Origin of the sequence: Pseudomonas sp. G166, assembly GCF_037027455.2 — a bacterium.
Taxonomy (GTDB): Bacteria; Pseudomonadota; Gammaproteobacteria; order Pseudomonadales; family Pseudomonadaceae; genus Aquipseudomonas.
In genome coordinates this window covers 2663493-2686970 of sequence record NZ_CP146985.1, presented here as the reverse complement: position 1 = coordinate 2686970, position 23478 = coordinate 2663493, and the positions used below count along the sequence as shown (strand labels likewise).

Sequence of the window (23478 nt, the reverse complement as noted above, 5' to 3'; positions counted from 1 at the left end):
CGAACCTCGGGAACAGCATTCGGAAAGGGAGATTCGATGCGTACTTGGCTCGCAAGCCTGCTGGCATGGACAAGCTCGGTCAAAGACGAGCAGGCCTTGGTGAACGGCGTTCAACGCCTTGCCTGGGAGCTTGATTTCGAATGGTTTTCGTTCGGTGTCTGTACAGCCCTGCCCTTTTCTAATCCCGTCATGCAGATGCGTTGCAATTTCTCGAGCACCTGGCAGCGCCGATACAGCGAAGCCGAGTTTCTGCTCGTCGACCCTTCGGTACAGCGCGCGCGCGCCTGCACCACGCCCTTTTTGTGGCAGGGAGAACTCCTGCGCAAGATGCCGCAGTTCTGGGAAGAAGCTCGGGCCGCAGGCCTGAGGTACGGCTGGGCCTGCTCGCGCACCAACGCCTCGCGTCACCAGAGCATGCTGACCCTCGCCCGCAGTGGCTCTACGCTGAATGTCACCGAGCTCAATGCCAAGGAACTCAAGATGCGCTGGCTCGCCGAGACCATCGCACCAGTGATGGAAAGGCTGCTGATCGCCCCTTCACATCAGGCCCAGAACTACCGGCTGACGGCACGAGAGATCGAGGTGCTGCGCTGGACGGCCGATGGCAAGACACAGGAAGAAATCGCGCAGATCCTGGCGATTTCCTTCGACACCGTCAAATTCCATGTGAAAAACGCCGTGAGCAAACTCGGCGCCACCAACAAGACCGCAGCGGTGGTCAGGGCGGCTGTCCTGGGCATCATCAGTTGACCCCACACCTACCTCACAGGGAGCGTCACCGTGTTTCCGATGGATATCTGGTTCACTTACACCACCGCCTGCATATTGCTGGTCCTGTCTCCAGGCCCTGACAATCTTCTGGCGATAGGCCGCGGCCTCAGCCAGGGTCGCCTGGCCGCTCTCGTGTCGGGCCTGTCGTCTGGCCTGGGCATCCTGTTTCACGTCACCACCGCTTCGCTGGGGCTGACGCTGCTGATCCAGACCTCGACGGTCGCCTTCTGGGTCGTCAAGTTGGTAGGGGCCGCCTACCTGCTCTGGCTCGGGATCAAGGTGCTGCGCGCCAAAAGCCTGATTACCTTCGCGCCCGCCGCGCGACAGCCCCTGCGCAGCATCCTGTTGACTGGCTTCCTTTCAGCGGCGCTCAATCCCAAGCCAGGGTTGTTCGTGCTGGCGTTCATCCCTCAATTCATCAACCCCGCGCTCGGCTCAGTCACGGTGCAGATGCTGGTCTACGGGTTCTGGTTCGCCCTGTTGACGGCCGTGGGGTTCTCACTGATGGGCATCTTCGCCACGCGCCTGTCGCAATACATTTGCCAACGCCCGCGCCTCGCCAACGGGCTCAACCTCGGCGCGGGCCTGACCTTCATCGTGTCAGGACTTTCCATCGCAGCCCTCAGCCAGAAATAACGCTCAAAGGTTTGGTCGATGCCATCGGAAAAGCCGCGACCGGCCTTCAGCGGTCGCGGCTTTTCTTCAAGAGCGCTCAGGCGACGAGGATTTCCTCGAGGAACTCAATAAACACATTGATGCGACTGGAGCCGCGGTGGTTGGGCAGATACAGCGCGTTGATGCAAGAGCTGGCGGCCCCGGGATTGACTTCGTAGTGTTCCAGGATGCGGCTAAGACGGCCCTGGCCGACATCGTCGCGCACCAGCCAGTCGGCCAGCAGCGCCACGCCGCCACCGGCCAGCGCCGCCTCGCGCAGGATGTCGGCATTATTGCTCTGCAAGCGCCCCTGCACATTCAGGCTCAAGACAGCTTCGTCACCTTGGAAAGTCCAGGCATGGTGCGCTGCGCCATAATCAAAACGCAGGCACTGGTGTTTGAGCAGGTCATTGGGATGGCGTGGCAGGCCGGTCCGTGCCAGGTACTCGGGGCTGGCCACGACCCAACGCTGGAAATGGCCGATCCTTTTGCTGACGATGTCATCGCTGACCACCGACGAACCGAGACGCACCGACACATCTATTCGCTCGCTGATCAGGTCACTGACCCGATCGCTCAACGACAGGCTGATTTCCAGGCCGGGATGACGATCGAGCAACCGTCCCAGATGGGGGGCGATGATGCGTCGGCCGAACTCCACCGGGACACTGACACGCAGATGCCCTTGGGGCTCGGTGCCACGGTCGGCGACAATGGCATCGGCTTCGTCGATGGACTCGATAATCGCCAGGGCCTTCTCGAAATAGGCTTGCCCGGCGACCGTGACGCTGGTGTTGCGCGTGGTGCGATTGAGCAGGCTGGCGCCCAGCTCCCCTTCCAACGCCGCCACCTGCCGGGTCACCGAAGACGTGGAAATGCCCAGCTTGCGCGCCGCCGATGAATAGCCGCCACAACGCACGGTTTCAACAAACATCTTCAGCGCCAGCAACTTGTCCATAAGCCGATTCCGAGAGCGAAAAATCACCTCGACGACTATGCCTGAGCACGGGCGAGCTGTCTTGTATGACTGTGCTCAACCCTTGCGATAGCGACGACTTAGGAACAGCACCAACGCCAAGCCTGGAACACAGGCGATCGCAGTCGCCGACAGGTTCCACCCAACCTGTTCATACAAGGGGCTGGCGATCAACGAACCCAGAGCCCCGCCGACAAAGATACTGGTCATGTACACGGCATTCAGGCGCGCCCGGCTATGGGGATCGATGGCGTACACCTCACGTTGGCCGAGAACCATGTTGAGCTGCACGGCAAAATCCAGCAGCACGGCGCACACCACCAGCCAGAGATATCCACTGCCTGGCAGGGCCCCCAACCACAACGCAACAGGAGCCAGTATCAACGCAGCGAGGGTGCCACGCTGGCCATGCCCTGCGTCCGCCAATCGACCGGCAATCGGGGCCGCGATCGCACCAACGGCCCCTACCAAGGCAAACATCGCGACCTGCGCCTGGCTGAAACCGTGTTGGCGAATCAGCTCAATGGGCACGATGGTCCAGAACAGGCTGAAGCTGGCGAACAGCAACCCTTGATACAAGGAACGCTCTCGCAGGCTTGGGTGGCGTCGCGCAAGGGCAAATACCGAGCGGATCAACTCGCCGTAAGAGGACTGATGTGTCGGCATGCGCCGTGGCAGGGCAACGGCCATGACCAAGGCAATCAACGCCATCAGGGCCGCGGCGCTGAAGAACACACCACGCCAACCGACCGCCTGTGCCAGCAGGCTCGACAGTGGGCGTGAGAGCAGAATCCCCAGCAGCAAGCCGCTCATGATATTGCCAACGACACGGCCCCGGCTTGCTTCGGGTGCCATGTGCGCCGCCAGCGGTACGAGAATCTGCACGGCCACGGAGGTGAGGCCTATCAGCAATGAGAACAACAGGAACAACGAAGGCGAGTCGGTGAAGCCTGCCGCTACCAGGCACAGGCTGGCGACGAGCGTGAAACCCACCACCAGGCGACGATTTTCCATCAAGTCAGCCAAAGGCACCAACAGCAGCAGGCCCACGGCATAGCCTAATTGGGTCAGCGAAACGATCAGGCTGGCGTTGGCGCTGGACAGGCCGATTTGCGGGGCGATCAGCTCGACGATCGGCTGGGCGTAGTAAAGGTTGGCGACGACGGCCCCACAACAGAAAGCCAGCAAGGCGACCAGGGTGCTAGAGATTGGAGCCGGTCGCTCGCCTGCCTGTGCTGTATTTGCCGTAGTCGCAAAGTTGCCGGTGGCCATGGTGAAACCTCATTCGATTGGAGAGAGTGTCGCCAAGGCTAGGCGCGACGCTCGCCCAGGAGAATCCGTCGATGGGGCAATGGAGCGATGCGTATGGCGCAACGACCCCAGCGTTGCCGATGACGCAAAACGTCATTGCGCGTGTTGGCAATACCGCAACCCATACCCCTTCGCTACGCTTGGGCACTGGCTATGGAGAACCGGCGAATGAAGGGGCGAATCATGAAAACCAAGCCGCTGTGGGTGGGCGTTGTCGTACTCGCCTTGGTGGGTGGAATAGGTGCCGCGTTGTTGATGTGGCGCCCGGCGATCGCTCCCGCCAACGCACCATCACCATTGAATTCCAGCCAGGTGCAACGCGGGGCGCGGGTAGCCGAAGCCGGTGACTGCGCGGTCTGCCATACCCGTCCCGGCGGTCAATACCTGGCCGGAGGGTTGGCGCTGGTCACACCGTTCGGCACGCTCTATAGCACCAACATCACGCCGGATATCGAGACCGGGATTGGCCAGTGGTCATTGCCAGCGTTCCAGCGAGCGATGCGCGAGGGCGTTTCCCGGGATGGGCATTTGCTGTATCCCGCTTTCCCTTACGCGTACTACCGGCGCATGACCGACGAGGACATCGCGGACGTCTACGCCTACTTGATGAGTGGCCCCGCTGTACACGCACCAGCGGCGCAAAACCGGATGAATTTCCCGATGAACATCCGGCCATTGGTGTCGTTCTGGAACCTGCTGTTTCTGCATCAGCAACCCTTGACGCCCGTGGCCCAACAATCTGCAACCTGGAATCGTGGACGTTACCTGGTCGAAGGCCCAGGCCATTGTGGTGGCTGCCATTCGCCGCTCAATCCGTTGGGCGCGGAAAAATCCAACCAGCATCTTGCTGGAGGGCATGTAGATGGATGGGAGGCCCCTTCTCTGCTGGGTATGGCCAGCCGGACATTCCCCTGGAGCAGCGAGCAACTGGCGCGCTACCTGCGGGCGGAGGTGGTCGAGGGCCATGGCACTGCCGCGGGACCGATGCGGCCGGTCAGCCTCAGCCTGGTCAACATGCCGGCCAGCGATGCCGACGCGATCGCCGAATATCTCCTGAGCCTCAAGGCCACCGCGCCCAACCCGGTCACGCCCTCGATCAAACCTCCCAGCGAGGCGATCGGGCAGACGCCTGGCCCTCTACTGTTCCAGAGCGCCTGTGCAGGCTGCCATGGCCCGGCCGCGCCCATGCGCGAGATCGATGGGCGCCCTGCTCTGGATCGCACATCGGCGTTGCATGCAGCGAGCGCGCGCAACTTTCTCAAGACCGTGCTTGAAGGTGTGCCCGCCACCCCGGGGCGCCCCGGACCGAGCATGCCACCTTTCGCTGCCAGCCTCGACAACCAACAGCTCGCCGCCCTGGCCGGATTCCTGCGCGAGCAGGCCAAGCCTGGCCAGCCGTGGGCGGATCTTTCTTCCACTATTGATGAGTTACGTCAGGAGGCGCAATGACCCAAGTGACCCTCAACGTCAACGGCTCGCTCCATTCGCTGGAGCTGGAGCCGGATATGCCGCTGCTGTACGCGTTGCGCAATCACCTGGGGCTCAACGGCGCCAAATACGGGTGCGGCCTGGGCCAGTGCGGAGCCTGCACCGTGCTGGTCGATGACCAGCCCGTGTTCTCCTGCCTGACGCCCTGCACGGGCCTGGAAAACAAGCACATCCGTACGGTCGAAAGCCTGGGCACGGCGGATCGTCCTGGCCCGTTGCAACAGGCCTTTATCGAAACCCAGGCCGCACAGTGCGGTTACTGCATCGCCGGCATGCTGATGCGCGCCCAGGCGTTGCTCGAGCGCGATCCCCATCCGGACGAACAGACCCTACGCGAGCACATGGCAACCAACTTGTGCCGTTGCGGAACCCATTTGCGCATCATCGACGCCATCAGTCGCGTTGCCAGGCCAGACAGGAGTGCCACATGACCCTTCGCGATGAAGTCGACCAAGGACGCCGCGCTTTCCTGCGCGGGGGCGCGCTGGTGCTGGCGTTCACCTTGGTACCGGCTGCGCGCCATGCGCTGGCTGATAGCGAGGTCGACACCCTTGGCACGGTCGTGCTGGCGCCCGATCTTCCAGGAAGCCTGCGCACCAATCCCTACCTCGATGCGTGGATCCGTGTCAGTGCCGAAGGCATCACGGTCTACACCGGTAAAGTCGAATTGGGGACCGGGGTAAAAACAGCCCTCCTGCAGATTGCCGCCGAGCGCCTGCACGTCTCGCCTGGGGCGATCACCCTGCTCACCGCCGACACCGCCCTGACCCCGAACGAAGGCTATACCGCCGGCAGCCACAGCATCTTCGACAGCGGCACCGCCTTGTTCAACGCCGCAGCGCAGGTGCGGCAATTGCTGCTGGAATCGGCGGCACGCAGCTGGGGCGTGGAAGCCGCATTGCTGGTGACTGACGAAGGCGTCATCCAGGGCCCGGCTGGCCAGCGAATGTCCTATGCCGAGGCCGTCAAGGGCGTCGACTTGCACCTTTACGCGAAGGCGCAATCGCCATCGCTGCCACCGTCTGCTTTCAAGCTGATCGGCCATTCGCTACCACGCCTGGATATCCCGGCCAAGGTCAGTGGCGGCGCCGCTTTTGTCCAGGACATGCGCCTGCCAGGCATGCTGCATGCGCGGGTCATCCGCCCACCACGTCCCGGTTGCGCTCTTGAAGCCTTCGATGCCGAGTCGATAAAACGCCTGCCCGGCGTCGTACAGGTGGTACGCGACGGCAACTACCTGGCGGTAGTCGCCCGAGATGAGTGGCAGGCCATCAAGGCGATGCGCAGCGGCTATGAGCTGGCGCGCTGGAGCGGCGCAGAACCGATCCCCGACCCTCAGGACATCCACGGATTACTGACACGCCTGCCCGCCCGCCGCTACCCGATCAGCCATGAAGGCACACCTGCGACCAGCGCCAGCGCGAGCTACCGCGCCCGGGTCACCAAACAGTACCTCATGCACGGCTCCATCGGCCCGTCCTGCGCCGTGGCCTGGTTCAAGGATGGCCTGCTCACCGTTTGGACTCATACCCAGGGGGTCTATCCTCTTCGCGCGGGAATCGCCGAAATGCTGGGGCTGGCAGTCGAACGAGTACGCTGCATTCATGTCGAGGGCTCCGGTTGTTATGGCCACAATGGTGCGGACGACGCCGCAGCGGATGCCGCATTGATCGCAATGCGCGTCGCCGGCACGCCTGTGCGCGTGCAATGGATGCGCGAGCAGGAAAATCTCTGGGAGCCCTACAGTTCCGCCATGCTCACCGAGGTCCAGGCCAGCCTCGATCCGCAGGGCAAGTTGCAGGACTGGACCTATGAACTGTGGACGACGCCGCACAACGAACGCATCGTAAACGCCGGCCGGCTGATTCCGGCCCGGTTGTTGGCTCGCCCGTTCGTTTCCGCGCCGTCGGTGCCGATCGCCCAGCCCGAAGGGGATGGCGATCGAAATGCAGTGCCGCTGTACAGCCTGGCATCCACCCGCATCGACATGAACTTCGTGACCCAAATGCCGTTTCGCACCTCAGCCATGCGGTCGCTGGGGGCGCATATCAATATCTTTGCCATCGAAGCCTGCATCGATGAACTGGCCGTCCAGGCCGGCGCCGACCCAGTTGCCTTTCGCCTCGCCCATCTCACAGACCCACGGGCACGTGCGGTGATCGAGCGGGTCCGGGACGCTATCGGCTGGCCGCACAAAGGCAACGAACCGGGTTCAGGCATAGGGTTCGCGTTTGCCCGCTACAAAAACATCATGGGTTACTGCGCCCTGGCTGTCCGTCTACAGGTGCATCCGCTGACAGGCGAGGTGCAACTCGATCACGTGGTGACAGCCGTGGACGTGGGCCAAATCGTCAACCCCGATGGCCTGCGCAACCAGGTGGAGGGCGGCATCGTGCAGTCCGCCAGCTGGACGCTGTTTGAAAAAGTCGGTTACGACCCCGGTGGCGTACGCAGCTATGACTGGAGCGGTTATCCGATCCTGCGCTTCACACAATTGCCCAGGCAAGTCGATGTGCATCTGCTCGATCAGCCGGGACAACCCTTTCTCGGTGCCGCCGAGATCGTCCAGGGCCCCATGGCCGCCGCCCTCGGCAATGCCGTGGCGAATGCCACGGGCCGGCGCTGGCTGAACCTTCCCCTGACCCGGTCAGCGCAGGCGCGATAGCCCGGCCTCACGCCGCCCCAAAGCGTTGCGTTTGACGCAATGCAGCGTAGAGCTTCGACTGGATTATCACTCGACGCCGGGAGGATTAAGTTAGTGCCCAACCGCTGCACTCTGCCATATCGTCACGAGGAACATCCATGACTCAGCACCTGCTTGAACCCATTAAGGTTGGCCCCTACACACTTGCTCATCGCATGGCCATGGCGCCCCTGACGCGCTCCCGCGCCGGGCAGCCGGGCGACCTGCCAACCGCCATGAACGCTGAATATTATCGGCAACGCGCCAGCGCCGCGTTGATCATTACCGAAGCCACGCAGATTTCCCGCCAAGGTCAGGGCTACGCCTGGACACCAGGCATCTACAGCGACGAGCAGGTTGATGCCTGGCGTCAGGTGAGCACACACGTGCATGAAGCCGGCGGGCGGATCTTCATGCAGCTGTGGCATGTTGGACGGGTTTCTCACCCCAGCTTCCAACCCGATAACGCCCTGCCGGTTGCCCCCAGCGCACTGCCCGTTCCAGGCAAGACGTTTATTGTCGATGACCAAGGCAACGGCGTTTGGGAGGATGTACCCACACCCCGCGCCCTGGAAGCATTTGAGATCGCCGACATCATCAGCGACTACAGCCGCGCAGCGCGCAACGCCTTGAGAGCCGGCATGGACGGCGTCGAGATTCACGCCGGCAACGGTTATCTGCTCGACCAGTTCATCAATAGCAACAGTAACCAGCGTGAAGACCATTACGGCGGCAGCGTGGCGAATCGCGCCCGGCTCTTGCTGGATGTCGTGGAAGCGGTTGCCGATGAGGTGGGGGCAGAACGCGTGGGCGTACGGCTGACACCCATGGGACGCTTCATGGGCATGGGTGACGCGACACCCGAGGCCACATTCGGCTATATCGTCCGCTCGTTGAACCGCTGGCCCCTGGCCTACCTGCATCTCGTGGAGCCTGCCGTGGTAGGCACCGTCAAGGACGAAAACTTCGATCCGCGCTGGGACGCGATCATCAATCAGCTGCGTACGCAATGGAACGGTGTGCTGATGATCGCCGGCGGCTATGACCCGCAAACAGCTGAGCAAGCCCTGGCCGCCAACCGTGCGGACATCATTGCCTTTGGCAGACCGTTCCTGGCCAACCCTGACTTGCCACGACGGATCCGCGACGGGCTAGCGCTCAATACCCCAGACCCGAGCACCTTCTTTGGCGGTGACCAGCGCGGATACATCGACTATCCCACCCACCCATAAGGGAAACCTTATCCCAGGCTCGGTCTGCCGGGTGCGCTGTCCTTAGGCGCCTGGCGATCGAGCAGCGAAGTCGCCAACAAGGCATCCAGCCCCATCGGCTTGGCAAAATAATAACCTTGGGCCTGCCCTGCCCCCATTTCACGCAGCAAGAGCAGCGTCTCTTCATCCTCGACACCTTCGGCCACGACGCTGAGGTCCAGAGACTCGGCCATCCGCACGATTGCCCGGACGATGGCGCGACTGCGGGGGCTGCTGGTCAGTTCGAAGATGAACGACTTGTCGATCTTCAAGCCGCTGAAACGGTATTGATGCACATAGCTCAGGGAGGAAAACCCTGCACCGAAGTCATCGAGCACCACCGACATGCCGTTATCGGCCAATTGCTGCATGGTCAAACGGGCAATGGCTGGCTCGGCCACCAGCGCGCCTTCGGTCAGTTCCAGGCAGATCCGCGAGGGCGCGACGTTATGCCGGGCCAACAGTGCAAGTACATCTTCGGCGAAGTCCGGGCGTGCCATGCTGTAGCTGGAACAATTGACATGCACCGGCGGCCAATTGGCATGCTGGGGCTGAGCAAGGATCATGGCGATGCTGGTGAGCATGTACAGGTCCAGTCGCCCGATCAGACGCAACCCCTCGACATCCGGCAAAAACTGGCCCGGCGCGATGATCCGACCGCCCGGCTGATGCCAGCGGATCAGGGCTTCAAGGGCCACCAGCTCGCCGCTTTCGACACTGACAATCGGTTGGAAATACGGCAGCAATTCGTCGGTACGCTTGAGCGCATTGCGCAAGGCGCCTTCACGCTCGACCTGGTCCGAAACCTCACGGCGCACTTCCTGATTGAACACCGCGTAGCTATCGCGCCCGGCACTCTTGACCCGGTACATCGCCGCATCGGCATCGCGCAGCAAGTCGGCGGGCTCGAGATGGAACTGACTGTCGGCACTGACAATACCGATACTGCAGGAGGAAAAAACTTCGTGGCCATTGATGAAAAACGGCAGGTCGAACACCGCCAGGATCCGATCGGCGATTTCGATCACCACCTCCAGCGGCGCCTCGGGTGCCAACACCGCAAACTCATCGCCTCCCAGGCGCGCCAACATGTCGGTTTCACGCAGGCAACTGCGCAAACGGTGGGCAGCTTGCATCAACAGCAGGTCGCCAAAGTGATGGCCAAAGCTGTCATTGACCATCTTGAAACGGTCAAGGTCGATGAACATCACCGACAGTTGCCCACCTTCGTTCTCGAACCGCGACCAGGCCAGATTGAGGCGCTGTTGCAGGTAAGTGCGATTCGGTAGCCCGGTCAGCGCATCATGGGCGTTTTCGTGTTGCAACTTGGCGTTGGCATGATCGAGCTCGCGGGTGCGGTCCTGCACCCGGGCTTCTAGCTTGAGGTTGGCGGCATGGATCGCTTCGGCCGCGGTGCGGCGCGACAACGCTGTATCAATGTGTCGCGACACGAACGTCAGCAGCTCCTGGTCGCGCAGGGTATAGCGCACCTGCGAGGTATAGCTTTGCACCGCCAGCACACCACGCACCACGCCGTCATCGAACAACGGAATGCCCAGCCAGGAATGGAATCGGACCGACTCGTAGGTCACTTCCAGTTCACCTTGCGCAGCCAACCGGTCAGCATCGAGTGGGTCAATCAGGCAGGGACAACGCTGACGGATAACATATTCGGTCAGGCCCCGGCAGCCGCGTCGTGCCGCCGGCTGGGTCGTGTCCCGTTCATCGACGTAATACGGAAAGGTCACTTCACCGATCGCATCGTCGAACAGCGCGATGTAGAAGTTCTGCGCAAACAGCAGTTCGCCGACAATGCCATGCAAGGTTTGAAACAGCTCGGCCATGTCGCCAGGTTGGCTCGACAGCTCGGTAATCTGGAACAACGCACTCTGCAGGTGCTCGGCGCGCTCCCGCTCGGCCACTTCCTGGCGCAATGCGTCGTTGAGTGCCGAAAGCTCCAGTGTGCGCCGCCTCACCGTTTCTTCCATGCCCTCTCGGTTCAGGATCCGGTCCAGGGCCATGGCCACGTGACGGGCCACCACCAGAAACAACGCGCGGTCTTCGGCGCTGTAGGTACGCGCAACGTCGTAGACCTGCATGGCAAGCATGCCAAACACTTCATCCGCGGCATTTTTCAACGGTGCGCCCATCCAGAACTCGGGACGATCACCCACACAATAGAAACGGTCCTCGGCCTGGGCCGCGCAAATGCCGGCGGCGTCGATCAGCAGCGGCTGGCCGCTGGTCAACACCTGGCCGGTCAATGACAGGTGCGCAGGGTCAAGGTATTCGTAGTGCTGCGACTCCACGGCATCGACGTCGATGATGTCGACGTAGTACGGGTAGTCAATCTTGCCTGTGCGCGGGTCATACAACGCGAGATAGAAGTTCTCGGCGTCGATCAGGCTGGCGAGCAGTTGGTGGACCCCCACCAGGAACACGGAACGGTCACGGGTCGAACTGGCCAGGTAGGTGATTTCATACAGCACACGCTGAGTGACCTGGGCACGGGTAAGGGTGTTGGTCTGTACCTGGATGCCCAAGCGCTGGGCAAACTCGGCAAGCGCCGGCTCCTGGGCAGCGGTCACTGGCGCCAGTAGCCACCCCAGCACACTCTCGCCTCTACCGGTCGGCCAGCGGTACAACCGCCGGGTCCGGCAGAACGCCTCGAACTCCGCATTCGCAACGCTTGACGGCCACTGCATGCGTGGGTCGCCCTGCCCGACCAGGTGCATTTGTTCACCGGCGCGATACACCACCCACTGGGTGGTATGGGCCCAGTTGCGTGCTGATTCCAGCAATTGTTCAATCGTATTTTCTTCGCCAGCGTATGCCATGCCGACAGGATCCGGGGTTTCTTGCAGATGAGAGGTGGCCACGTAATTGTTCGACTGCTGCGGGGAATCGCTCAATGGACGAACACTCATCAGCGCTCCCTGAGCCAAAAAATGGCGTTATTTTACTTATCGATTGCCAGCAATATGCCAGAGAGCCCCCGATGTAAAGCGTCTAGAGGTCTTTTTCAATAGTTTTCGTCGGGCATGCCTTCGACAGCGCTCGTCATCACAGATTCCTAGCCATCTGCCACAACGACGCCCCCACCCCGGTAATGCTCTCCCCGGCAATCAACCCTGCTGCCGCCGTGATGGCGAAGCGTTCAGTGAGGCTCGGCCAGCGCCAGCTCACCAGCCAGGTGAGCAGCGCGCCAAGGGCCATCATCAGCGACACCGAGGCTGGCAGGATAAAGGCCAGGCCCAAAGCCGCCGTGCTTGGCAGGTAGCGGGCGCGATGCCCGGGCAGCACGCTGTCGAGAACTCCCAACAGCAAGCCGACCAGGCCGCCGATGAATATCGCCCAGCGGATGCTCGCAGAGAGCGAGTCCAAGCCATGGGTCAAGGTTTGCGCCACGGCTTTCCAAGTGGCGACCGCCGGAGCCGGCCACTCCTCGGAGAGCAACATGGCTTGCGGGTCCGGGATCAGTGCCAGGTAGGCCAAGACCCCAACGATGCTGCCGACGAAAATCCCCAGCGTCTGGGCGATCAACTGCTTGCGCGGCGTGGCGCCAATCGCCCGGCCCACCTTGAAGTCATTCATCAAATCCGTGCATTGCCCCGCCGAACCGCCGGCGGTGTTGGCGCTCATCAAATTGATCGGCACCTGCCCCGGCGCGACGATCCCGAAGCTCAACTGGGACAACTGTCCGATGGCACCGATGGGTGGAATACCCGTGGCGCCGACCACCCGGGCAGCCACCGCAGCCAGGCAAATCGCCAAGGGGATGGTCAATAGGGCCATCCATAGATTGATGCCGAACAACAGCGCTTGCAGGCTCACCACCAATGCGATCGACAGTAAAAAACCGGCGGCAGGGCCGGCCTTAGGTATCGCCCAGATCGCCCCGCCGCCGGCCTTGGTAGACCGGTGCAATGCCCACAAGCGAATCGCCAGGGAGGCCAAGGTCGAGCACACCATCAGACTCACGCCCGGCCACAGCAGCCACTCCACCAGCGCCGCGAACTGCGGGCCGCTGCTGTCGGGTGGCAACGGCACCAGGCCCTGCGCCAACAACCACGGCGCCAGGGCGCCCCATGCCAGCAAAGCTCCGAGCAGCAGGGTCAGGCCGACGCGAATACCGATGATCGCGCCGAACCCCACCAACAGGAGCGAAGGATCTGCAGTAAACGTCAGACGCTCCAACTGGGCCGTCGGCGACCAGCGCGGCAAAGCCCACAGGAAGGTATCGACCCACTTCACCGACCCGGAGAGTAAAGCGGTGCCAAGCAGCACCTTCAAGCGCGTCGCGGCTTCACGACCGTGGTTGTAGATGTGCAGCAGGGTTTCCAAGGTCGCCATGCCTTCGGGAAACTTCAGCGCCTTGTCATTGAGCAACGACGGTCGCAAGTACCAGGCAATCCAGATCCCCAGGAAACTCACCGAGAACACCCAGGCGATCATCGGGAGGGCATCCAGTTGTTGGCCGGTCAGCAAGGTGTAGGCCGGGATTGGCGCAACCAACCCACCGGAAATGATCGACGCGGCGGCAGAGGCCACGGTCTGGTTGATGTTGCTTTCGTGCAGCGTCCAGGGCAGTAGCCCGGCTGAGCGCTTGGCCAGGCCTTGCCAGATGCCGTAGCCGACCAGCAAGGCAATGATCGACATATTGAACGACCAACCGATTTTCAACCCAGCGTAGACATTGGAAGGCGTCAGCAGGATACCGAGCACAATCCCCGTTGTGACGGCGCGCAGGCTGAGCTCACGTTCGACAGGATTGGCCAGTGGGATCGATGGCGAGGTATCAAGCATGCGAATTCCTTATCGGCAATGGGACGGCGCGATCACGCAACGCGGCGACCTAACAAGTGAGCGCTGTATTGACGCAAGGTTCATCTGACAGAGGGAAATCCTGGCGAACGTTGCACGCTCGAATCCAGGCACCACCCTGATGCGACTCCAGGCGCCTTCCGAATATCTGCCTGGTTACCGACGCAGTACATCAGTGTCCAGGGCACGACTTGTCCCCCTCGAAAAACTGTTGCTGCAGAAACAGCAGGCCAACTGTTGCCCGGGCAACAGCAACTCAACAATTCATCCACCAGAGCAACAGCCAGAAAACCCTCCAACCCCGCAAAGCCCCGGAATTACTGGGCTTTGCCCGTTGGTACGGCCCTTGCTCAAGCCTTTGCATCTCAATCGACAGTCCAACAGGAACACCTAGGATGAGCACTCCCTTGAAAGTCGTCGCTATCTCCGGCGGCACCTCCCGCCCTTCGCGCACACTGGCACTGACCGAAGCCATCCTGGGCGAACTCGGCAGGCATCTGGCCATTGATCCCCACCTGATCGAACTGGGCAACATTGCCCGGCCGCTGGGCGGCGCGCTGTGGCGCAAGGAGTTGCCGGAAACCGTCGAGCACGAACTGCGCCTGATCGAGTCCGCCGACCTGCTGGTGGTGGCCGCCCCGGTCTATCGCGGCACCTACCCGGGACTGTTCAAGCATTTGTTCGACCTGATCGGCCAGGACGCCCTGGTCAACACCCCGGTGTTGCTGGCCGCCACCGGTGGCAGCGAGCGCCATGCGCTGGTGCTCGATCACCAACTGCGCCCGCTGTTCAGCTTCTTCCAATCGCTCACCCTGCCCATTGGCGTCTACGCCAGCGAGTCCGACTTCGCTGACTACCGCATCGTCAGCCAGACCCTGCAAACCCGTATCGAGCTGGCGGCCGAGCGTGCCGGCCGGCTGTTCAGCGACCAGGCGCGCGCACTGCGCAAGATCGCCTGAGAGGCCCGCATGAATCACTACAACGTCTGCCCGGAAGGCCAATTTGCGAGGGACATCGCGTGAGAATCCATCAACAACCCGCGGTGCTCACCCCAATGCAGACCGCCCGCCGCCTGGCGGCGGAATTTGCCGAGACCGCCATCGAGCGTGATGAGGCCGGCGGTACCCCCAAGGAGCAACGCGACGCCATTCGTCAGAGTGGTCTGCTGGCCTTGAGCATTCCGACCCAGTTCGGCGGCCTCGGTGCCAGTTGGAGCGAAACGCTCGGCGTGGTTCGCGAGTTCGCCAAGGTGGACAGCTCCATCGCCCATGTCTTCGGTTTTCAGCACCTGATGCTGGCCACCGTGCGCCTGTTCTCGCGCCCCGATCAATGGCAACCCTGGTTCGAACAGACCGCCCGCAAGAACTGGTTCTGGGGCAATGCGTTGAACCCGCTGGACACCCGCACCGTGGTCAAGACCTTCGACAGCTGGCGCGAATTCTCCGGCAAGAAGAGCTTCTGCTCCGGTGCCAGCGACTCGCAAATGCTGATCGCCTCGGCCATCGACGAAGGCGCCGGCGGCAAGCTATTGATCGCCGCCATTCCCAGTGGCCGCACCGGCATCACCCTGCACGGCGACTGGGACAATATGGGCCAGCGCCAGACCGACAGTGGCAGCGCCACCTTCGAACGGGTACGGGTGGAAGAGAACGAGCTGCTCCTCGACCCCGGCCCGCTGAGCACGCCTTTCGCCTGCCTGCGCCCACTGATCGCCCAATTGCATTTCTCCCACATCTTCCTCGGCATCGCCGAAGGCGCCCTGGAGGAAGCTCGTCAGTACACCCTCAAGGAAGGGCGGCCGTGGTTCCGTTCCAAGGCCCAACACGTCAGCGAAGACCCTTATGTACTGCGCCATTACGGCGAGTTCTGGGTCGGCCTGGAAAGCGTGCGCCTGCTAGTGGAGCGCGCAGCCGAACAACTCGACGAAGCCTGGCACAAGGGACACGCCCTGGGCGCCGAGGAACGTGCGCAACTGGCACTGTCCATCGCCACCGCCAAGGTGGCCTCTGTACGCACCGGCCTGGATATCTGCAGCCGCCTGTTCGAAGTCACCGGCGCGCGCGCCACCCATGCGTCCCTGCGCCTCGACCGCCATTGGCGCAACCTGCGGACCCAGAGCCTGCACGACCCTGTGGATTACAAACTCCATGAACTGGGTGAGTGGGCACTGAGCCAGACGCGGCCTACCCCCACCTTTTACTCATAGGGATGCCCATGCAACTGCTGACTCTCCCCCCTTCGCCGACACTGGCTACCTCGATCCGGGCGACCGCACAGGTCTTCGAAGACCCTAGATCGCAGGCGCTTCTCGCCCACGTGCAACAGGTCGCCCCCAGTGAGGCCAGCGTCCTGATCATTGGCGAGACCGGCACGGGCAAGGAACTGGTCGCACGCCACATCCACAATCTCAGCGGTCGCCGTAGCGGCCCCTTCGTCGCTGTCAACTGCGGCGCCTTCTCCGAATCATTAGTGGAGGCGGAGCTGTTCGGTCACGAAAAGGGCGCCTTCACCGGCGCCATCGCCGCCAAGGCCGGCTGGTTCGAGGAAGCCAACGGCGGCACCCTGTTCCTCGACGAGATCGGCGACCTGCCGATGGCCATCCAGGTCAAGCTGCTGCGCGTACTGCAGGAGCGCGAGGTGGTGCGCCTGGGCTCGCGCAAGAGCATCCCGATCAACGTACGCGTGGTCGCCGCGACCAACGTACAACTGGATAAGGCCATTGGTGCCGGAAACTTCCGCGAGGATCTGTATTACCGCCTCGACGTGGTCAGCCTGCAACTCTATCCATTGCGAGAGCGGCCGGGCGACATCCTGCCACTGACCCGTCACTTCATCAAAACCTACTGCAACCGCCTGGGTTACGGTGAAGTGCGCCTGACCCCGCAAGCCGAGCACAAACTGGTGAGCTACAGCTGGCCGGGCAACATCCGCGAGCTGGAAAACGTTATCCACCACACCCTGCTGGTGTGCCGCAACGGCCTGGTGCAGGAGGATGACTTGCGCTTATCGGCCCTGCGCATCGAGCGCCAGGAACCCCTGGCCGCCACCGGCGAGAGCGCCGACGAACAACTGCTGCGCACCTTCCACCGGTTGTTCGAAGAACAGGCCGGCGGCCTCCACGAGAAGGTTGAAGACAGCCTGCTGCGCGCCGCCTACCGCTTCTGCCACTGCAATCAGGTGCGCACCGCCAGCTTGCTCGGCCTGAGTCGCAACGTCACACGAGCACGACTGATCGCCATTGGCGAGTTGGTGGTCAATCGACGCCGCCCGGACACCAACACACGCCCGGATCGGGCGCTGCAACTGTCGATCTGATCAAAATAAAACCAGGTGATGCGGCCCGGCCGACAAAGCCCCAATACGCCAAGCGTTGCGATACCGGAAGGGCTCATGCGCCCTTCCAGACTCCCAACCGCATAAGGATCAAACCCCATGAGCCTGGATATTTTCTGGTTCCTTCCCACCTCCGGCGACACTCGTTATCTGGGACACTCCAGCAGTGGCCGACCGGCGACCAATGCCTACATGCGCCAAATCGCCGTGGCCGCCGATCAGCTCGGCTATGACGGCCTGCTGATCCCTACCGGCGCCAGTTGTCTGGATCCCTGGGTGACCGCCGCCAGCCTGGTTCCGGTGACCCAGCGCATCAAGCTGCTGGTGGCCCTGCGCACCTCCCTGGGCAACCCCACTGCCTCGGCGCGCCAGGCCGCCAGCCTGGATCAGGCCAGTGGTGGCCGCCTGCTGCTCAACGTCGTACCGGGCGGCGACGCCACCGAACTGGAAGCCGACGGTGTGTTCCTCACGCACGACGAACGCTATAACGCCTCCGATGAATTCCTGACCATCTGGCGCCGCCTGCTCCAGGGCGAAACCGTCGACTTCGACGGCAAGCACCTGAAAGTGCGGGGCGCCCAGAACTTCTTCGCACCCGTGCAACAACCTCACCCGCCACTGTACTTCGGCGGTTCATCAGAGGCCGCCCACGAATTGGCGGCCAAGCATGTGGATGCCTACCTGACCTGGGGCGAACCACCGGCTGCCGTGGCCGAGAAAATTGCCGATGTGCGGGCCCGTGCCGCCAGGCATGGCCGCAGCGTGCGCTTCGGCGTGCGTCTGCATGTGATCGTGCGGGAAACCAGCGAAGCCGCCTGGGCCGCTGCCGACGAGCTGATCAGCCACCTGGACGATGCCACCATCGCTGCGGCCCAGGCCAACTACGGCAAAATGGATTCCGAAGGCCAGCGGCGCATGGCTGCGTTGCATGGCGGCGACCGCAACAAGCTGGAAGTGGCTCCCAATCTATGGGCCGGTGTCGGCCTGGTACGTGGCGGTGCCGGTACCGCACTGGTCGGCGATCCGCAAACCGTCGCCGCTCGTTTGCTCGAATACGCCGACCTGGGTGTCGACAGCTTCGTACTCTCGGGCTACCCACACCTGGAAGAGGCCTACCGCTTCGCCGAACTGGTGTTCCCGCTGTTGCCGGGCAAGGGCAAGGTCACCGTCGAAGGTGCCTTCACCGGCGGCGCCTTCGACGTTCGCGCGGGCAAGGAGAAAGTCGCATGAAAGTCATCGACCTGCGTTGCCGCCCGGCCTACCTGCACCCCTTCTTCGGCGGCGTGCCAGGCTCGCCCGAACACGCCGTGGCGCGTTGGCTCAACCGACGTGTCGGCACCCGCGGCCCGGACGATCACTTCGAGCGTTCGCTGACCCCGCAGGGTTTTCTCGCCGAGGTGCGAGAGGCCGGACTGGACAAAGCCGTGGTAGTCGGCCGTCACACCCCAGGGCAGCACTTGCCGAACGAACGCATCCACGAAATCGTTCACGGCCACAACGAGTTGATCGGCATCGGCTCGGTAGAACCGGTACTGCAAGGCATCGAAGGCGCCCTGGCGGAAATCGACCGGGCGATCGACCAACTGGGCCTGGCCGGCATCGATCTGGAGCCGGGTTTCGCCGAGCCGGCCCGGCACCCCGACGACGCACTGTACTGGCCGATCTACGAACACCTGCAAAAGCGCGGTATCCCGCTATTCCTGATGAGCGGGCCAACCACACCGGACCCGAGCTACAACGACCCGACGCGCCTGGCCGCCGTGGCTCGAGCGTTCCCGGACCTGACGATCGTCGTCTACCACGGCTACTGGCCCAACGTGCAGCAGGCCCTCGGTGTTGCGTTCCGCTTTGAAAACATTCACCTGGTGCCAGACATGTACCTGTTCCAACCGGGCAGCGAGGGTTACGTGCAGGCCGCCAACGGCTACCTCTGCGAGCAATTGCTGTTCGGCTCTTCCTACACGTTCCGACCGATTCGTCAGAGCATTGAGGATGCCCTGCAACTGGGGCTCAAGGACGAGGTGCTGGAGAAGTTCTTCCACGGTAACGCGAGCAGGGTATTAGGGCTGGCCTGAGCTGGCGTCGATTCTGTTTCCCGTGCAGCATTTCCTGCGGTTCAAACCCAGCCGCAGGAAACGCCAGGATTCTTGAGCGAACAACCCGGGGAGCGCTCCTGCACTTCCCGGATCCATTCACCTACCCAGCCCATCTCCTTGGCCGTCGACCAACGCAGCACCGTTGAGGTAATGATCACCAAGCAACCGACGCTGGGTCAGCAATGCCGGTTCGGCGTTGTCAGGCGAGGGCCGTGGCAGGCTGCGCCCGGCGAGCTCGAAATACACATGACCGCTCAAGCGCGCCGCCTCAGCGGCGGCCAAGCGAAAAGCAATGGCGGCCGATTGGGACTCGTCGGCGTACTCCAGCAAGGCGTCAGCAGCGTCGATACGGATACGCAGCTCACCGACCGCGGCGATTACCAGGGCTTCATGGCGGGCACTCTGTCCACGCAGATAATCAATCAGCGCCGCCTCGGTATGACGGGCATGGGCCAGGTCGCTACGGCCGTGGGAATGTAAGTTGGACATGCGCGATACCTCAGTTCCAGGAATGACGTTGCGGCTTGATGCCGTTAAGAAGCTGGTTGCCGACCAGGTGGTATTTCCAGCGCACCGGATCGTGCAGGGTGTGGGTCCGCGCATTGCGCCAGAACCGGTCCAACCCCTGGCTGGCCGAGACGCTGCGGGTGCCGCCCAACTCCAACAGACGGCTGGAGGCCTCCAGGGAAATCTCAGTGGACAACACCTTGGCCTGGCCGACGATCACCGAGGCTTCAGCAACACGTTCCTCGTTGGGTTCGGCGACGGCACGGTCAACCGCCTGCGCCGCGCGCCGCAAAATCGCTTCGGCCGCTTGCAGGCGCCAGGCCAGCTCGCCGATCAGCGCTTGGCCGAGTGGGTCCTGCCAACCGTGTTGCAGCCCGCTGTCAACCCAGGGCCGCGACTGGCGCGCTACGCGCAACGTCTCGGCGAAAGCGCCCCGGGCGATGCCGGTGTCGACTGCCGCCTGGATGATCTGCGAGATCGGACCGTCGGACGTGGGTTGGTCATAGGCCTTCCAGGCCGGCACCACATCGCTCGCCGGCACCCGCACGCCTTCGATGCGCACCTGGCCGCTGGCGGTGATGCGCTGGCCGAAACCGTCCCAACTGTCGATCACCGTCAGGCCTGCGGCATCGCGTGGAACGAGGGCGATATGGACGCGGCCCGCTTCGTCCACCCCGGCGACCGGCACGATGTGGGCGAACAGCGCACCGGTGCAGTAGGCCTTTTCGCCGTCGAGCACAGCTGTGTCGCCGTCGAAACGGATCTGCGTCTGGAAGGTGGTGACGTACTGGCTGCGCGCCTCGGAGAAGGCATTGCCGAAGCGGTGACCCTGCAGCACTTTGGCGTAATAGCGGCGTTTTTGCTCCTCACTGCCGGTCAGGCTGAGGTTGCTGAGCACGCCGAAATGGTTCTGCGGTAACTGGCCGAGGGATGGATCGGCAGCGGAAATGATCGCGATCACTTCGCTGAGGGTGGCATAGGACACCTCGGCGCCACCGTATGCCTTCGGTACGCGGATCGCCCACAGGCCACTCGCGGAAAAGCGTTCGATTTCCTCCCAGGGCAGCCGTCGTTCACGGTCGCGCAAGGCCGCCTCGCGGGCGAAATCCTCGGCCAGGCGCTGCGCCACTTCGATGGCTTCGGCGTCGCTACGGATGATATGGGCTGGGCTCCGAGGCACCGGGCGGGCCTGCTCGGGCAGATTGGAAGACAGTGAGTGGGTCATGTGCTACTCCATGCATAACGGGTTCCCCAGGGCTAAAGCACAGCCCGTACCAACCTGTAAAACTCTTTAAATTCAATAAGTTGAATAAAAACAAAAATCCCCGTGAAAACCCCGGGAGCGGCAAACTGTGGAAGGACTGTTGCCCGGCCAACAGTTGCGTTGTCCATCCATCAACCGGCCTTGCCGCCTAGATAGAAATGCTGGATGTCTTCCCGCGCCGCCAGCTCCGTGGCGTCGCCCTCACCCACCACTCGACCGTTCTCCAGGATGTAGGCGTAGCTGGCGTGGCGCAGGGCGACGTTAATGTTCTGCTCAGCCACCAGAAAGCTCACGCCCTCCTGGGCATTGAGCTGCGCGACGATGGCGAAAATCTCCTCGACGAGGATCGGCGCCAGGCCCATCGAGGGCTCGTCGAGCAGCACCAGTCGAGGCTTGGTCATCAGCGCCCGGCCGATGGCAAGCATCTGCTGCTCGCCGCCCGAGGTCAGCCCGGCCTGAGTCTTGCGTTTGGTCTTCAAACGCGGGAACCAGGCATAGATACGCTCCAGATCCTGCTCCAGCTCCCGTCGCGTCGGTTTGCGCAGGAAACCGCCGCTGCGCAGGTTCTCCTCGACGGTCAGGTGAGCAAACACATGCCGGCCCTCCAGCACATGGACGATACCCTGGTGTGCCAACACATTGGCCGCAACACCGGCGGTATCCCGCCCCAGGAAGCGGATGTGTCCACGGCTGACTTGCGCCCGGTCGGCCTGAACCAGCCCGGAGATGGCCTTGAGGGTGGTGCTCTTGCCTGCCCCGTTGGCGCCGAGCAGCGCGACGATATCGCCCTGCCCAACCCGCAGGGATACCCCGGCCACGGCGAGAATCGCGCCGTCGTAGATCACTTCGATGTCTTCCACCGCCAGCAACTCGTGGCTCTCAGTGACAGGAAGGGTCGCAATGGCCATTGTTTCTATCCCTTGGGCGCCCTGCGCCCGGTTGTCTTCGATTGGCTGAGTGATAGGAGCGACTACTGCGTTGCACAATCGCGGGCGGTCACGCCCTTCTCTTTCGCATACTCGCCCGCCTTGGCGTCGATCAGTGGGCGTAATGTGGCGCGGTCGGCCTGGACCCAATCGGTGATCAGCTTCCATTGCTGGCCATCCCACTGTTGGACCTTCGCGGCACCGCCGCCCTCGTGGTCGCTGCATGACAGCTTCAGCGGCTGCATCAACCCCAGGAAGCCGATTTCCTTGAGGCGCGCATCATTGAGGTCGAGGTGCTCCAGGCCCCAGCGACCCTCCTCACCATTGAGCGGGCGGTTGCCGAAGTGCTTCTGCCCGGTGCGGATCGCTTCGACGGCAATGGCGGCATTCACCAGGCCGGAGTTGTAGTACACGCTACCGAAGCTCTTCGGATCCTTGAGGTCGCTCTTGCCGGTATCGAGGATGTACTGACGGATGCGCTGGTGGATGTCGAAGTCCGCGCCGCCCGGATAGGGCGTCAGTGCCAGGTAGCCCTTGCCTGCCTCGCCAGCCGGCAACACGTCTTCGTTGGAACTGGCCCAGATGTCGCCGACGATGCGCTCCACCGGGTAGCCGAAACGTGCCGCGGTCTTGATCGCCACCGGCGTGGACACGCCCCAGGTACGCAGGAACACCCAATCCGGCTTGATTTGGCGCACCTGGCGCCACTGCCCGGCCTGCTCGTTACCCGGGTCAGCCACCGGAATCTGGATATTCTCAAAGCCGTACTTCTGCGCCAGCAACGCCAGCGGTCCCTGGGTTTCCCGGCCGTAGGCCGAGTCGTGGTAGACCGTGGCAATCTTCTTGCCCTTGAGCTTGTCCAACCCACCCTCGCGCTCGGCCACGTAATTGATGAACGCCGAGGCCTCGCTGTAGAAGGTCAGCATGACCGGAAAATTGTAGGGAAACACCCTGCCGTCGGTGGCCTCGGTACGGCCATAGCCTAGGGTGATCAATGGAATCCGGTCGGCTTCGGCCTTCTCCGCCAGGGCATAGGCAGCCGGTGCGCCGTTGGGCTGGTAGACCGCCACTGGTGCGCCATTGAGGCCGTTCTTGAAGCGTTCGTAGCATTCGATGCCCTTCTCAGCCGTCCATTCGGTCTCGCACTCCTGCCAGACCAGCTTGACGCCGTTGATCCCGCCTTCCACTTCGTTGATGTAGCGCAGGTAGTCGATCATTCCGGCCCAGACCGGGATGCCGCTGGAGGCATAGGCACCGACCCGGTAGGTGGCCAGTGGAAAGAACTGTTCATTGGCTGCCTGGGCAGCCGTTGTCAGCACCGTGCAGAAGCCAAGGGCCAGGCCAATGGCGGCGACGCTACGTTTCAGGGTTGCATGCATGGTTTTTTCTCTGCTC

Annotated in this window: 19 protein-coding genes; 11 read left to right on the top strand and 8 right to left on the bottom strand. The window is 62.7% G+C overall.

All coding sequences use genetic code 11. The features are described 5' to 3' along the window. Window positions 1-36 precede the first annotated feature (36 nt). Window positions 37-750: an autoinducer binding domain-containing protein gene (locus SGN16_RS12120; RefSeq protein WP_210644297.1), complete on the top strand. Its 714-nt coding sequence runs from the start codon at window positions 37-39 to the stop codon at window positions 748-750. A 30-nt stretch (window positions 751-780) separates the two neighbouring features. Beyond that, window positions 781-1407 (top strand): LysE family translocator, encoded by a 627-nt coding sequence (locus tag SGN16_RS12115; protein WP_246883107.1) that lies wholly within the window; start codon window positions 781-783, stop codon window positions 1405-1407. A 76-nt stretch (window positions 1408-1483) separates the two neighbouring features. Here the strand turns inward: SGN16_RS12115 and SGN16_RS12110 are convergent, their stop codons facing one another. Next, window positions 1484-2383 carry a LysR family transcriptional regulator gene (locus SGN16_RS12110; RefSeq protein WP_335944154.1) on the bottom strand — a complete coding sequence of 300 codons (900 nt, stop codon included), beginning with the start codon at window positions 2381-2383 and terminating at the stop codon, window positions 1484-1486. Window positions 2384-2458: 75 nt separating this feature from the next. Beyond that, window positions 2459-3673 carry an MFS transporter gene (locus tag SGN16_RS12105; RefSeq protein WP_335944153.1) on the bottom strand — a complete coding sequence of 405 codons (1215 nt, stop codon included), beginning with the start codon at window positions 3671-3673 and terminating at the stop codon, window positions 2459-2461. 222 nt (window positions 3674-3895) lie between these two features. Here SGN16_RS12105 and SGN16_RS12100 point away from each other — a divergent pair, with 222 nt between their 5' ends. The 4 genes from SGN16_RS12100 to SGN16_RS12085 all read left to right on the top strand — a co-directional run bounded on the left by SGN16_RS12100 (window position 3896) and on the right by SGN16_RS12085 (window position 9115). Next, on the top strand, window positions 3896-5161 hold the full coding sequence (locus SGN16_RS12100; protein ID WP_335944152.1) for a c-type cytochrome: 1266 nt from the start codon (window positions 3896-3898) through the stop codon (window positions 5159-5161). Beyond that, window positions 5158-5631, top strand: a complete 474-nt coding sequence (locus tag SGN16_RS12095) for a (2Fe-2S)-binding protein (protein ID WP_335944151.1) — start codon at window positions 5158-5160, stop codon at window positions 5629-5631. Before SGN16_RS12100 ends, SGN16_RS12095 begins: the two co-directional genes overlap by 4 nt. Beyond that, on the top strand, window positions 5628-7865 hold the full coding sequence (locus SGN16_RS12090; RefSeq protein ID WP_335944150.1) for a molybdopterin cofactor-binding domain-containing protein: 2238 nt from the start codon (window positions 5628-5630) through the stop codon (window positions 7863-7865). The genes SGN16_RS12095 and SGN16_RS12090 overlap by 4 nt, the downstream gene beginning before the upstream one ends. 137 nt (window positions 7866-8002) lie before the next feature. After that, a complete protein-coding gene (locus SGN16_RS12085; protein WP_210644287.1) occupies window positions 8003-9115 on the top strand; it encodes an alkene reductase in 1113 nt (370 codons plus the stop codon). An 8-nt stretch (window positions 9116-9123) separates the two neighbouring features. On the opposite strand, the gene SGN16_RS12080 is transcribed toward SGN16_RS12085, so the two are convergent. Continuing rightward, complete coding sequence (locus SGN16_RS12080; RefSeq protein ID WP_335944149.1) at window positions 9124-12060, bottom strand: EAL domain-containing protein; 2937 nt, start codon at window positions 12058-12060, stop codon at window positions 9124-9126. 136 nt (window positions 12061-12196) lie between these two features. After that, window positions 12197-13939 (bottom strand): OPT family oligopeptide transporter, encoded by a 1743-nt coding sequence (locus tag SGN16_RS12075; protein WP_335944148.1) that lies wholly within the window; start codon window positions 13937-13939, stop codon window positions 12197-12199. A gap of 413 nt (window positions 13940-14352) precedes the next feature. Here SGN16_RS12075 and msuE point away from each other — a divergent pair, with 413 nt between their 5' ends. The 5 genes from msuE (at window position 14353) to SGN16_RS12050 (ending at window position 19365) form a co-directional block, all read left to right on the top strand. Further along, window positions 14353-14916, top strand: a complete 564-nt coding sequence (msuE, locus tag SGN16_RS12070; protein WP_210644281.1) for an FMN reductase — start codon at window positions 14353-14355, stop codon at window positions 14914-14916. 95 nt (window positions 14917-15011) lie between these two features. After that, window positions 15012-16163: an acyl-CoA dehydrogenase family protein gene (locus tag SGN16_RS12065; RefSeq protein ID WP_335944147.1), complete on the top strand. Its 1152-nt coding sequence runs from the start codon at window positions 15012-15014 to the stop codon at window positions 16161-16163. An 8-nt stretch (window positions 16164-16171) separates the two neighbouring features. Continuing rightward, window positions 16172-17272, top strand: coding sequence for a sigma-54 dependent transcriptional regulator (locus tag SGN16_RS12060; protein ID WP_210644277.1), 1101 nt, complete (start codon window positions 16172-16174; stop codon window positions 17270-17272). A gap of 117 nt (window positions 17273-17389) precedes the next feature. Next, complete coding sequence (gene ssuD, locus SGN16_RS12055) at window positions 17390-18520, top strand: FMNH2-dependent alkanesulfonate monooxygenase (RefSeq protein ID WP_210644275.1); 1131 nt, start codon at window positions 17390-17392, stop codon at window positions 18518-18520. Next, window positions 18517-19365: an amidohydrolase family protein gene (locus tag SGN16_RS12050; RefSeq protein ID WP_335944146.1), complete on the top strand. Its 849-nt coding sequence runs from the start codon at window positions 18517-18519 to the stop codon at window positions 19363-19365. Before ssuD ends, SGN16_RS12050 begins: the two co-directional genes overlap by 4 nt. Window positions 19366-19482: 117 nt before the next feature. Here the strand turns inward: SGN16_RS12050 and SGN16_RS12045 are convergent, their stop codons facing one another. The 4 genes from SGN16_RS12045 to SGN16_RS12030 form a co-directional block, all read right to left on the bottom strand. After that, complete coding sequence (locus SGN16_RS12045) at window positions 19483-19875, bottom strand: hypothetical protein (RefSeq protein WP_335944145.1); 393 nt, start codon at window positions 19873-19875, stop codon at window positions 19483-19485. 10 nt (window positions 19876-19885) lie between these two features. Continuing rightward, window positions 19886-21118, bottom strand: a complete 1233-nt coding sequence (locus SGN16_RS12040; RefSeq protein WP_210644270.1) for an SfnB family sulfur acquisition oxidoreductase — start codon at window positions 21116-21118, stop codon at window positions 19886-19888. A 170-nt stretch (window positions 21119-21288) separates the two neighbouring features. Then, window positions 21289-22065 carry an ABC transporter ATP-binding protein gene (locus SGN16_RS12035; protein WP_335944144.1) on the bottom strand — a complete coding sequence of 259 codons (777 nt, stop codon included), beginning with the start codon at window positions 22063-22065 and terminating at the stop codon, window positions 21289-21291. A 62-nt stretch (window positions 22066-22127) separates the two neighbouring features. Beyond that, the gene (locus tag SGN16_RS12030; protein ID WP_335944143.1) at window positions 22128-23462 is read right to left on the bottom strand and encodes an ABC transporter substrate-binding protein; all 1335 of its coding nucleotides are present in this window, start codon (window positions 23460-23462) and stop codon (window positions 22128-22130) included. Between the last annotated feature and the right edge of the window lie 16 nt (window positions 23463-23478).